The organism is Kitasatospora sp. HUAS MG31 (assembly GCF_040571325.1).
GTDB lineage: Bacteria > Actinomycetota > Actinomycetes > Streptomycetales > Streptomycetaceae > Kitasatospora > Kitasatospora camelliae.
Genome location: NZ_CP159872.1, coordinates 3,165,444 through 3,177,726 on the forward strand (window position 1 = coordinate 3,165,444; position 12,283 = coordinate 3,177,726).

At 72.0% G+C, this 12,283-nt stretch carries 9 protein-coding genes; 1 reads left to right on the forward strand and 8 read right to left on the reverse strand.

The genetic code is table 11. The features are described 5' to 3' along the window. Positions 1–17: 17 nt before the first annotated feature. Complete coding sequence (locus ABWK59_RS14115) at positions 18–1,382, forward strand: MFS transporter (RefSeq protein WP_354640931.1); 1,365 nt, start codon at positions 18–20, stop codon at positions 1,380–1,382. A 57-nt stretch (positions 1,383–1,439) separates the two neighbouring features. Here ABWK59_RS14115 and ABWK59_RS14120 read toward each other — a convergent pair whose 3' ends face one another. From ABWK59_RS14120 to ABWK59_RS14155, 8 genes are all read right to left on the reverse strand, one after another. Further along, on the reverse strand, positions 1,440–3,056 hold the full coding sequence (locus ABWK59_RS14120; protein WP_354640932.1) for a hypothetical protein: 1,617 nt from the start codon (positions 3,054–3,056) through the stop codon (positions 1,440–1,442). A 226-nt stretch (positions 3,057–3,282) separates the two neighbouring features. Further along, on the reverse strand, positions 3,283–4,560 hold the full coding sequence (locus ABWK59_RS14125; protein ID WP_354640933.1) for a thymidine phosphorylase: 1,278 nt from the start codon (positions 4,558–4,560) through the stop codon (positions 3,283–3,285). A gap of 104 nt (positions 4,561–4,664) precedes the next feature. Further along, a complete protein-coding gene (locus ABWK59_RS14130) occupies positions 4,665–5,063 on the reverse strand; it encodes a cytidine deaminase (RefSeq protein ID WP_354640934.1) in 399 nt (132 codons plus the stop codon). Next, positions 5,060–6,325, reverse strand: coding sequence for an ABC transporter permease (locus ABWK59_RS14135; protein ID WP_354640935.1), 1,266 nt, complete (start codon positions 6,323–6,325; stop codon positions 5,060–5,062). The genes ABWK59_RS14130 and ABWK59_RS14135 overlap by 4 nt, the downstream gene beginning before the upstream one ends. Further along, the gene (locus ABWK59_RS14140; protein WP_354640936.1) at positions 6,322–7,476 is read right to left on the reverse strand and encodes an ABC transporter permease; all 1,155 of its coding nucleotides are present in this window, start codon (positions 7,474–7,476) and stop codon (positions 6,322–6,324) included. The genes ABWK59_RS14135 and ABWK59_RS14140 overlap by 4 nt, the downstream gene beginning before the upstream one ends. Before the next feature lie 4 nt (positions 7,477–7,480). After that, positions 7,481–9,004, reverse strand: coding sequence for an ABC transporter ATP-binding protein (locus tag ABWK59_RS14145; protein WP_354644950.1), 1,524 nt, complete (start codon positions 9,002–9,004; stop codon positions 7,481–7,483). Between the two features lie 324 nt (positions 9,005–9,328). Continuing rightward, positions 9,329–10,387: a BMP family lipoprotein gene (locus tag ABWK59_RS14150; protein ID WP_354640937.1), complete on the reverse strand. Its 1,059-nt coding sequence runs from the start codon at positions 10,385–10,387 to the stop codon at positions 9,329–9,331. 371 nt (positions 10,388–10,758) lie between these two features. Next, on the reverse strand, positions 10,759–11,964 hold the full coding sequence (locus ABWK59_RS14155) for an amidohydrolase (RefSeq protein WP_354644951.1): 1,206 nt from the start codon (positions 11,962–11,964) through the stop codon (positions 10,759–10,761). Positions 11,965–12,283 lie beyond the last annotated feature (319 nt).

The following is a 12,283-nucleotide window of genomic DNA, read 5'->3' on the forward strand; positions in this document are numbered from 1 at the left end:
CCCCTACCGTCGGTGCCATGCAGCCCTCCAGTACCGGGGCATCCGCGGTGAACTCGCCGGATGCCCTCGCCCAGCCGTCCCCTGACGCCCCGACCAGCCCCGTCGGCAGCTCCGCCAGCATCTCCGCCGGCAGCCCTGCCGGTGAGACCACCGGGGAGTCCGCCGACCGCCGGCTCCGCCCGGGCGACCGCGCGTTCCGCCGCGCCAACCTCGCCCTGTTCGCGGCCGGTGTCGCCACCTTCGTCCTGCTCTACTCCACCCAGGGCCTGCTGCCGATCCTCTCGGCCGACCTCGACCTGACCCCGGGCCAGGCCAGCTGGACCGCCTCCGCCGCCACCCTCGGCCTCGCCCTGGCCCTGCTCCCGGCCAGCGCCCTCTCCGACCGGTACGGGCGGACCACGGTGATGACCGCCTCCATGGTGGCCGCCTCGGTGCTGGCCCTGGCCCTGCCGCTGGCCCCCGACCTGCCCACCCTGGTGACGCTGCGGGTGGTCCAGGGCGCCGCGCTGGCCGGCCTGCCCGCCACCGCGATGGCCTACCTCGCCGAGGAGGTCCACCCCCGGGCGCTGGCCTCCGCCATGGGCCTGTACGTGGCGGGCAACTCGATCGGCGGGATGAGCGGCCGGCTGGTCTCCGGCTGGGCCGCGGCCGTCTGGGGCTGGCGCTGGGGCCTGGCGGTCTCGGCGGGCCTCGCCCTGCTGGCCGCGCTGGCGTTCCGGCTGCTGGTCCCCGCCGCGCGGCACTTCCGGCCGGCGCCGGTGGACGCCCGCGCCCTCGCCCGGACGGTCTCCGGCCACCTGCGCAACCCGCTGCTGCTGCGGCTGTACGCGCTCGGCCTGCTGTTCATGGCGGTGTTCGGCGCCGTGTACACCACCGTCGGTTACCGGCTGACCGCCGCGCCGTTCGGGCTGCCGCAGTCGGTGGCCGCCTCGATCTTCGTGGTCTACCTGGTGGGCACCGTCTCCTCCGCCTCGGCCGGCCGGCTCACCGGGCGGCTCGGACGGCGCGGCACCCTGTACGTGGCGATCGGGGTGACCACGCTCGGTCTGCTGCTCTCCCTGGGCGACTCGCTGGTGACCGCGCTGCTGGGCCTGGTCCTGATCACCGCGGGCTTCTTCGCCGGCCACGCGACCGCCTCCTCCGCGGTCGGCCGGACCGCCACCGAGGGCCGCGCCCAGGCCTCGGCGCTGTACCTGATCGCCTACTACCTGGGGAACAGCCTCGGCGGCACCATCGGCGCCGACGCGTACCACTCCACCGGCTGGGAGGGTGCGGCCGCGGTCGGGCTCGGCGCGATGACGCTGGCCGCGGGGGTCACCCTCTACGCCACCCGCCGGGCCGTGGTGGCCCGCCGTACGGGGCTGGCGGCGCCGGCGGCGTGACCGGGGCCCGCCACCGACGGGCCTCCCGTCGGTGGCGGCCTCCCGTCGCGGGCGGGTTCAGCGGATCCCGGGGACCGAGGAGCGGACCCAGGCCGACCACTCCTTCTCGAACTGCTCCTGGCTCAGCCCGGTCGCCTCGGTGATCTGCTCCCGCAGCTTGTCCGGCTCGTTGTAGTGGGCCGCGACGAAGGCGAAGACCTTGGCCTCGCCGTACTTCTGACCCATGTACCGCAGCGCCATCCCGCCGAGCACGTAGTGCGCGGAGCGGTCCTTCGACTCCTTCGAGTAGAAGGTCAGCTCCTCGGGCAGCCGGCCGTCGAAGGTGTAGCCCTTGAGGGTCGCCTGGGCCTCCTGCTTGGCGATGTCGTCCTTGCCGCGGGTGGCCATGTACTCGGCGAAGCCCTCGGCCACCCAGGACTGGGTGCCCCGGGAACCGGCGCTGTAGCCCGGGGAGGACCGCAGCGGCGCGACGATGGCGTGGCCCATCTCGTGCCGGCCGATGTCGGTGACGCCGAGCTTCCAGTCGTCCATGGTGAAGCGCGAGAGCGAGGTGTCCATGACGATCCGGGAGCCGCCGGTCTCGCGCTTCCCGGGCTCGGTCGGCGCGTAGGCGGGGACGGAGAGGTTGACGCCGGCCTCCAGGCTGTCGTTCACCTTGCCCTCGCCGGCGTACAGCTTGTTGTAGACCTCGCGGCGCTTCTCCAGCACCACGAAGAAGCCGCCGGCGGCCTGCTTGCCGGGTGCCGTGGTGGGGGCGTTCTTGCGCCAGGCGGCGAGGTCGTCCCGGGCGGCCTGGGCGAGGGTGTCGGCGTCCCGCTTGACCTCGCCGGCCTGCGACTGGTCGGCCACGATCACCAGGCTGTCCCGGTTCTCCACGGCCAGGTTGTCGTACACGTCCCAGGGCGCCGGGTAGTAGCTCGACTGGGAGACCTTGCCGTCGATGCCCTGGTAGCCGCCGACCCCGGTGATCCACGGGGCGGTGTCACCCGGCTCCACGGTCCAGCTGTAGGTCTCGCCCACCGGCTTGACGTCCGCGCCCTTGATCTGGTGGACGAAGACCACCTGGATCCGGTGGTTGGAGTCCGGCACCGAGGCCTCCCAGGAGGCCTGCTCCCAGGGGATCTTGACCAGGTTGCGGAACACCTTCCGCTGCTGCTCCCGCACCTCGTCGCCCTTGAACCGCCGGAGGAAGGCCTCCTCGTCCTTGGCCGCCAGCGCCGAGGTCAGGCCGTCGGCGAGGGTCTGCCAGGGCGAGGCGGCCGGGGTGAGCGGCTCGGGGCCGGGGTTGGAGGCCAGCTTGTACACCACCAAGCCGCCCACCAGCGCGGTCAGGCCCAGGATCGTGCCGCCCACCCCGACCAGCACCTTCAGCCCCAGCCGGCGCGGCCGCTCGGGCGGCGGCCCGTACGGGTCGGGTGCGCCGTACGGCGGCTGCGGCCCGCCGAAGGGCCCTGCGTACGGCGGCTGCGGGGCCGCCCCGAACGGCGGCGCACCGTAGGGCGGCTGCTGCCCGGGTGGCTGCGGGGCCGCCCCGAACGGCGGTGCCCCGAACGGGGGCTGCTGCTGTGGGAACGGCTGGGCCCCGGGTGCTCCGGGGCCGGGCGGGGCGCCGAACGGCGGCTGGGCGGGCTGTGACGGCCCGCCGGGAGCGGTGGGCGGCGGCGGAAAGGACATGGACTCCCCCGTAGATCGAACGCCCATTCATAGCACAGCAGTTCCGGGCACCCGGTTCCGTTTCCCGCCGGGCGCCGGCAGACCGCCCGGCCGACCACCGCGCACACTCCCGGCCCACCCGACCGGCCGCCCGGGAACGCCGACCGGTCCCCCGGGAACGCCGCCGGGCCGCCGCCCGCCCCGGCGAGGGGGCGGGTGGCGGCCCGGTCAGGTGGGACGCGGCCGGTCAGGCGATGCGGTCCAGCACGATCGGCATCGGGGCGAAGCCGGTACCGGGGTCGGAGATCTCGATCCCGCCGGCCAGCGCCTCGATCGCGTAGTCGTAGCGCTCGGGGGTGTCGGTGTGCAGGGTGAGCAGCGGCTGGCCCGCGGTCACGTTCTCGCCCGGCTTGGCGTGGATCTCCACGCCGGCGCCGGCCTGCACCGGGTGGTCCTTGCGGGCGCGGCCGGCGCCCAGGCGCCAGGCGCAGACACCGACGGCGTAGGCGTCGAGGCCGGTGAGCACGCCGGTCGCGGAGGCGGTGACCACGTGCTGCTCCTTGGCGACCGGGAGCGCGGCGTCCGGGTCGCCGCCCTGCGCGGCGATCATGCGGCGCCAGTGGTCCATGGCCGAACCGTCGCGCAGCGCGTCGGCCGGGTCCTTGCCGTGCACGCCGGCGGCCGCGAGCATCTCGCGGGCCAGCGCCAGGGTCAGCTCGACCACGTCGGCCGGGCCGCCGCCCGCCAGCACCTCGACCGACTCGCGGACCTCCAGCGCGTTGCCGGCGGTGAGGCCGAGCGGGGTGGACATGTCGGTGAGCAGGGCGACGGTGTTGACGCCGGCGTTGGTGCCGAGGCCGACCATGGTGCGGGCGAGCTCCTGGGCGTCGGCCAGGTTCTTCATGAAGGCACCGGAGCCGACCTTGACGTCCAGCACCAGGGAGCCGGTGCCCTCGGCGATCTTCTTGGACATGATCGAGGAGGCGATCAGCGGGATGGCCTCGACGGTGCCGGTGACGTCGCGCAGCGCGTACAGCTTCTTGTCGGCGGGGGCCAGGCCGTCGCCCGCGGCGCAGATCACCGCGCCGGTGTCCTGCAGCACCCGCATCATCTCGTCGTTGGAGAGCAGGGCGCGCCAGCCGGGGATGGACTCCAGCTTGTCCAGGGTGCCGCCGGTGTGGCCGAGGCCGCGGCCGGAGAGCTGCGGGACGGCGACGCCGCAGGCGGCGACCAGCGGGGCCAGCGGGAGGGTGATCTTGTCGCCGACACCGCCGGTGGAGTGCTTGTCGGAGGTGGGCACGCCGAGGGCGGAGAAGTCCATCCGGACGCCGGAGCGGATCATCGCGTCGGTCCAGCGGCTGATCTCCCGGAGGTTCATGCCGTTCAGCAGGATCGCCATGGCCAGGGCGGACATCTGCTCGTCGGCCACGTCCCCGCGGGTGTACGCGTCGATCACCCAGTCGATCTGGGCGTCGGTCAGCTCTCCGCGGTCGCGCTTGGTCCTGATGACGGAGGGGGCGTCCATGGGTACTCCAAGGGGGGTGGTTCGGGACGTGCGGGGAGAAAGCGAAGAGTGCCGCGAGAGATCTACTCTCCCGCGACACTCTACGCGCGTAACAAGACGAACGACTAGAGCCGCTCCGGGCCGAACGCGTCCGGCAGCAGCTCGCTCATCGGCCGCACCCCGGAGGGCAGGTCGACCAGCAGCTCGGCCCCGCCGTGCTCGTACAGCAGCTGGCGGCAGCGGCCGCAGGGCATCAGCAGCTCGCCGGCGCCGTCCACGCAGGTGAACGCCACCAGCCGGCCGCCGCCGGAGGCGTACAGCGCCGAGACCAGCCCGCACTCGGCGCACAGGCCGATGCCGTACGAGGCGTTCTCCACGTTGCAGCCGACCACCGTGCGGCCGTCGTCGACCAGGGCCGCGGCCCCGACCGGGAACTTGCTGTACGGCGCGTACGCGTGGGACATCGCCCCGCGCGCGGCCTCCCGCAGCCGCTCCCAGTCGGGCGCCGGTGTCCCGGTGGTCACTTCGCCTGGCCCTTGCGGTAGATCTGGCCGTCGGCCTTCGGCGGCCGGAGCCGCTGCGAGGCCAGCGCGAGCACCACCAGGGTGATCACGTACGGGGTGGCCACGATCAGCGGGCGCTGCACCGAGTCGGTCAGGGCGTACCAGAGGGCCACGCCGCCGCCGACCGCGGCGCTGATGGTCGCGGTGGTGAACTTGCGGCGGTACAGCTGCCACAGGCCGAGCAGGAACATCGCGATGGCGACGATCAGCAGCAGCACGTGGACGTTGTCGGCGTCGCGCAGCTGGAGGCTGTCGGTGAAGCCGAACAGACCGGCGCCCATGGCGAGGCCGCCGGGCATCCAGTTGCCGAAGATCATCGCCGCGAGGCCGATGAAGCCACGGCCCTGGGTCATGCCGTCCTTGTAGAAGTGCGCCGCGACCAGCGAGAGGTACGCGCCGGCGAGACCGGCGAACGCGCCCGAGGCGATGACCGCGATGTACTTGTACTTGTAGACGTTGACGCCCAGCGACTCGGCCGCGGTCGGGTTCTCACCGCAGGAGCGCAGCCGCAGGCCGAACACCGTGCGCCAGAGCACGAAGTAGCTGGCGACCAGCAGCGCGGCGGCGATCACGATGACCACCGAGAGGTTGGTGACCAGGCCGCCGAGGATGCCGGCGACGTCGGAGACCAGGAACCAGTGGTGGTTCTCGATGTCCCGCAGGCCGGTGGACAGCCCCGGGATGGTGATCTGGGGCAGCGACTCCGCGGACGGGGACTGGTTCGCGCCGGCACCGGCGGCGACGTAGTCCTTGTAGTAGATCCGGTTCACGTAGGCGCAGATGCCGGGGATCAGCAGGTTGATGCCGACGCCGGAGACGATGTGGTCGACGCCGAAGGTGACCGTGACCAGCGCGTGCAGCAGGCCGCCGAGGGCACCGCCGGCCATGCCGGCGAGCAGGCCGACCCAGGGGTTGACCAGGTAGCCGACCCAGGCGCCGCAGAAGGTGCCGGCGACCATCATGCCTTCGAGACCGATGTTGACCACGCCGGCGCGCTCCGACCACAGACCGCCGAGACCGGCCATCGCGATCGGGACGGCGGAGCCGAGGGCGGCGCTGACCTGGCCGGAGGCGGTCAGGCCGTGGTTGCCGGTGGCCGCGCCGACGGCGGCGAACAGCAGCAGGGCGCCGGCGATCAGCAGCAGGACGACCGGCCAGGTGAGCTTCGACTTCTTGGCGGGCGCGCCCGCCGGCTTCTGGCGGGCAGTGGTGGCCGTGCTCACGCCGACACCTCCTTCTTGGCGGCCGCGGCCTGGGCGGCGAGCTCGGCGCCCACCTTCTGCTGCTGGCGCTTGAGGCCGTAGCGGCGGACCAGCTCGTAGGCGACGACGACGCAGATGACGATGGTTCCCTGCATGACGAGGACGATCTCCTGCGGGTAGTCACCGCGGAGCGGCAGCCTGCTGCCGGCGACGTCGAGGAAGGCGAACAGCAGCGCCGAGAAGGCGATGCCGATCGGGCTGTTGCGGCCGAGCAGGGCGACCGAGATGCCGATGAAGCCGAGGCCCGGCTGGACGCTCTGGCCGAAGTAGTACGAGTTCTGCAGCAGGTCCGGCAGACCGATCAGGCCGGCCAGGGCGCCGGAGACCGCCATGGCGGTGATCACCATGCGCTTGACGTTCACACCGGAGGCCTTGGCGGCGCTCTCGGAGCGGCCGGTGGCGCGCAGGTCGAAGCCGAACCGGGTGCGGTTCAGGGTGAACTGGAAGGCCACACCGATCGCGATCGCGAGGAACAGGAAGCCCCACAGGGTGCCGCCGGCGGTCTCGATGCTGAAGAAGTGGCTGGACTCGGAGACCGGCGCGGTCTGGATCGCGTTGCTGGAACCGCCGCCGGTCTTCGGCGCGAAGATGCCGGGGACGAGCAGCAGGCCGACGATCGCGGTGGCGATGGCGTTCAGCATGATGGTCGAGATGACCTCGCTGACGCCCCGGTAGACCTTGAGCAGACCGGCGATCGACGCCCACAGGCCACCGACCATCATCGCGGTGACCAGCAGCAGCGGGATCTGGATGAACGAGGGCAGGTCGACCTGGCTGCCGACGTACGCGGCGAACATCATGCCGAGCTTGTACTGGCCCTCGACGCCGATGTTGAAGAGGTTCATCCGGAAGCCGAAGGCGGCGGCCGCGGCGGCGATGTAGTAGACGGTGGCCCGGTTGAGGGTCAGCACCTGGCCGTCGGAGGCGGTGCCGTAGTCCCACATCACCTGGAAGGCGCCGAACGGGTCCTTGCCCGAGATCGCCAGCAGGATGATGCAGATCACCGCGGACAGCAGCACGGCCAGCACGGGGGCGGCCAGGCCGAGCAGGATACGCTCGGCGTCGAACCGGCCGGCCAGCGAACGCTTGGCGGCGGGCTTGGGACTGGTCATGTGGTTACTCCCCCGCCTGCGAGTCGTCGGCGGTGTCGGTGGGGGCGGAGCCGTCGGCCTCGGTGCCCTCGGCCGCCTGGGACTGGGCCTCGGCCAGCGCGTCGGGCTCGGACTCGATGTGGCCGCGGGCGGCGCCGGTCATCGCGGTGCCGAGGTCCTCGGCGGTCACGGTGGCCGGGTCGGCGTCGGCGACCAGGCGGCCGCGGTAGATGACGCGGATGGTGTCGGAGAGGCCGATCAGCTCGTCCAGGTCGGCGGAGATCAGCAGCACCGCCAGGCCCTCGCGCTGGGCGCCGCGGATCTGCTCCCAGATCTGCGCCTGGGCGCCGACGTCCACACCGCGGGTGGGGTGGGCGGCGATCAGCAGCTTGGGGTTGTGGCTCATCTCGCGGCCGATGATCAGCTTCTGCTGGTTGCCGCCGGAGAGGGAGGCCGCGGTGACCTCGATGCCGGGGGTGCGGACGTCGAACTCCTCGACGATCCGCTGGGTGTCCCGGCGGGCCCCGGCGGGGTCGAGCAGGATGCCCTTGCAGTTCGGGGACTCGGTGACGTGGCCGAGGATCCGGTTCTCCCAGAGCGGGGCCTCCAGCAGCAGGCCGTGCCGGTGGCGGTCCTCGGGGATGTAGCCGATGCCGGCCTCGCGGCGGGACCGGGTGAGGCTGCCGCTGAAGTCCTTGCCGTCCAGGGTCACGGTGCCGCCGTCCAGCGGCAGCATGCCCATGATCGCCTCGACCAGCTCGGCCTGGCCGTTGCCCTCGACACCGGCGATGCCGAGGATCTCGCCCTTGCGGATGCGCAGCGAGATGTCGTCCAGGACCACGCGCTCGATGCCCTCGGCGTCCGCCTTGGCGATCCGCAGGCCGTCGACGCGGAGCATCTCGGTCTCGGTGACGGTGGACTCGCGGCTCTCCGGGGAGGGCAGCTCGGCGCCGACCATCATCTCGGCGAGCTGGCGGGCGGTGACGGTCTTCGGGTCCGCGTCGCCGACCGTGGTGCCGCGGCGGATGACGCTGATGGCGTCGGCGACCGAGAGCACCTCGTGCAGCTTGTGCGAGATGAAGATGACGGTGACGCCCTCGGCCTTGAGCTCGCGGAGGTTGGCGAAGAGTGCGTCGACCTCGTGCGGCACCAGGACGGCGGTGGGCTCGTCCAGGATCAGGATCCGGGCGCCGCGGTAGAGCACCTTGAGGATCTCCACGCGCTGGCGGTCGGCCACGCCGAGGTCCTCGACCATGGCGTCGGGGCGGATCCCGAGGCCGTACTGGTCGGAGATCTCCTTGATCTTGGCCTTGGCCTTGGCGCCGATGCCGTACAGGTGCTCGCCGCCGAGGACGACGTTCTCCCACACGGTGAGGTAGTCGGCCAGCATGAAGTGCTGGTGGACCATGCCGATGCCGCGGGCGATCGCGTCGCCCGGGGTGTGGAAGACCACCTGCTCGCCGTCGACGGCGATGGTGCCCTCGTCCGGCTTCTGCATGCCGTAGAGGATCTTCATCAGGGTGGACTTGCCGGCGCCGTTCTCACCCATCAGCGCGTGCACGGTGCCGCGCCGGACGGTGATGTCGATGTCGTGGTTGGCCACGACGCCGGGGAAGCGCTTGGTGATGCCGCGCAGCTCGACGGCCACGGACGCCGTTCCCGCGCTGGGGGTGCCGCCCGTGCGGGGGGCGGGGTCGGAGGGGGTGATGGCGATCTCCTGGTGGTCGTCGGGCGCGTCGTTGCGCTGAGAGATCAGTGGTTCGGAACGGGTCGGGGCCCGGTGGGCGTGCGCTGCGCACACCCGGCCGGGCCCCGTCCGCGTGGTGTCACCGGTGCTGCCCACGGCCCGGGGGCGGCACGGGCGGTGCGGGCGTCAGCTCTGCGGCGCGGTCGGGACCTTGGTGGCACCCGAGGTGATCGCGTCGGTGGCGGACTGGAGCTTCGCCTTGATGTCGTCGATGTGGCCGCCGGTGGTGGCCAGCGAGACACCGTTGCCCTTCAGGTCGAAGACCTTGACGCCGGTGATCGGGTTGCCGTCCTTGAAGGACTTCGAGTAGTCGAAGACGGCGACGTTCACGTTCTTCACCATGGAGGTGAGGATGTTGTTCTTGTACTTCGACAGGGCCGGCTGGCTGGCCTGGTCGGAGTCGACGCCGATGGCCCACTTGCCGGCGGTGGCGACGGCCTCGATCGAGCCGTTGCCGGAGGAGCCGGCGGCGGCGTAGATGACGTCCGCGCCCTTGTCCAGCTGGCCCTGGGCGGCCTGCTTGCCCTTGCCCGGGTCGTTGAAGCCGCTGAAGTCCGGCGGGGTGGTGAGGTAGGTGGTGAGAACGTTGATGTTCGGGTTGATCGACTTGGCGCCCGCGACGTAGCCGGCCTCGAACTTCTTGATCAGCTCGGACTGCACACCGCCGATGAAGCCGATGGTGCCGGACTTCGACTTGCTGGCGGCGGCGACGCCGGCCAGGTACGAGCCCTGCTCCTCGGTGAAGGTCAGCGAGGTGACGTTGGAGGGCTGGGTCGGGGAGGCCGAGTCGATGATCGCGAACTTGACGTTCGGGTTGTCCTTGGCGACCTTCTCGACGGCGCCCTGGTACACGAAGCCGACCGCGATGATCGGGTTGTAGCCGTTGGTGACCAGGTCCTTGAGGCGCTGCTCCTTGTCGGTCTCGGCCTCACCGGTCTTGGCCTCGGCCTCGAACACGGTGGCGCCGAGCTCGGCCTTGGCCTGGTCGAGACCACGGGCGGCCGAGTCGTTGAAGGACTGGTCACCACGGCCGCCGATGTCGTAGGCCATGCCGATCTTCAGACCGGAGCCACCCGAGGCGGAGGCGGAGGTGTTGTCGGTGCTCTTTGCGCCGCAGGCGGCGAGCGAAGCCATGCCCAGGGAACCCGAGAGCACTACCGCGGCGAGCTTGAGTGAACGGCGCAAGGGAGTTTCTCCTTCTCACACACCCGTTTGGCGTGGTCGAGCGCCACCGTAACGCGCGTAGAACACGGTTGTGTTACGGCCTGCGGAGCCATTCGGGTTGTTATCAAAATGTGGTCGTCGGCCCGGTCTTATCCGGACATACCGTGACACTTGTTCAACCCGATGTCACTACCGAGTGGTATCGGACCACCACAGTACGGCGATCCGGGCGCCCCACGGAGGAACCTCGCCGCTCTCGCCCCCGACCCACCGGAACGGGGCGCCCGGGTGCGACCGACCGCACCCGGCCGGTGGCACTCGGACGCCCCGTCGGTCGTCCCGTTCGTCCTCTCCCCCGTCGTCCCGTTCGGTCGTCCCCGAAGGGGCGCCGGTCAGACGCTCGCGTGCTCCAGCGCGAGGGAGGCGAAGAGCTCGACCCCGATGCCGATCGCCCGCTCGTCCACGTCGAACATGCCCTGGTGCAGGTCGCGGACCCCCTTCTCGTCCGGGCCGCGCACCCCGAGCCGGGCCAGCGCCCCCGGGGCGTGCTCCAGGTACCAGGAGAAGTCCTCCCCGCCGAGGCTCTGCTCGGTGTCCTCCACCACCGGCCCCTCGAACAGCGGCTCCCCGTCGGCCCCGAACCGGGCGGTCATCGCCGTCTCCAGCTGGTTGATCGAGGTGTGCTCGTTCACCACCGGCGGCACCCCGCGGTGGTAGTCCAGCGTCCACTTGGCGCGGTAGGTCTCGGCGATCCGGCCGACCAGCTCGTCCAGCACCTCCGGCGCCTCGCGCCAGCCGTCCAGCTCCAGGCAGCGGACGGTGCCCTCCAGCTCGGCGTGCTGCGGGATGACGTTGGACGCGGAGCCGGAGGCGATCCGGCCCCAGACCAGGCTGACGCCCCAGCGCGGGTCCATCCGGCGGGCCAGCGCCGGGGGCAGGTCGGTGGCCAGTCTGGCCACCGCCGTGACCAGGTCGGTGGTCAGGTGCGGGCGGGCGGTGTGGCCGCCGGGGCCGTCCAGGCCCAGGACCAGGCGGTCGCAGGCCGAGGTGATCGCACCGACCTTGAGGCCGACCCGGCCGACCCGGACCTTCGGGTCGCAGTGCACCGCGAAGATCCGGCCGACGCCCTTCATCCCGTCCGCCTTGATCACGTCCAGCGCGCCGCCGGGCATGACCTCCTCGGCGGGCTGGAAGATCATCCGGACCGGCTGGCGCAGCTCCCCCGTCCGGGCGGCCTGGGCGAGCACCAGCGCGGTGCCCAGCACCACGGCGGTGTGCACGTCGTGCCCGCAGGCGTGGGCCCGGCCGGGCAGCGTGGAGCGGTACGGGACGTCGGTCTTGGCGTCGTCGATCGGCAGGGCGTCGATGTCCGCCCGGAAGGCCAGGAAGGGCGTGCCCGGCTTGGTGCCCGCCGGCACGATGTCGACGATCATCCCGGTGCCGTGCGGGAGGATGCGCGGCTCCAGGCCCGCGGCGAGCAGCCGCTCACGCAGCAGCCGGGTGACCCGGAACTCCTGACGGCCCAGCTCGGGGTGCCGGTGCATGTCCCGGCGGAACGCGATCAACTCTGCCTCGTAGGCCCGTACCCGTGCGCGCAGGTCACTGGCGGGGCGGACGGCGGCGGCGAGGGCGGCCCGATCGACGGGCTGAGGATCGTTCACCTCAACAAGAGTAGGCCGGTGGAGGGTTTTTGGCCCGACTTCTTCGCAAGACGACCCCGGATGGGTGCATAGTGGCCGCGCGGGTGGGTATGACATCTCGTTTCAGCCACCTTCCCCTGTGGATCGCTGTCCTGTGCAACGAACTCCCGGTCTGACGGACACGGCGAAACCTTCCACCCGCCAGCTGACCGCCGACCGGTCGAGCCGCGCTCCTGACCCGCTGGAGCCGATCCGGGGCAGCCCCCGGTCCGCGTCA

Coding starts and splice junctions, on each gene's coding strand:
- ABWK59_RS14140 (WP_354640936.1), bottom strand. CDS start 7,476: ATGACCAGTCCCAAGCCCGCCGCCAAGCGTTCGCTGGCCGGCCGGTTC.
- ABWK59_RS14115 (WP_354640931.1), top strand. CDS start 18: ATGCAGCCCTCCAGTACCGGGGCATCCGCGGTGAACTCGCCGGATGCC.
- ABWK59_RS14125 (WP_354640933.1), bottom strand. CDS start 4,560: ATGGACGCCCCCTCCGTCATCAGGACCAAGCGCGACCGCGGAGAGCTG.
- ABWK59_RS14145 (WP_354644950.1), bottom strand. CDS start 9,004: ATGGGTGAGAACGGCGCCGGCAAGTCCACCCTGATGAAGATCCTCTAC.
- ABWK59_RS14120 (WP_354640932.1), bottom strand. CDS start 3,056: ATGTCCTTTCCGCCGCCGCCCACCGCTCCCGGCGGGCCGTCACAGCCC.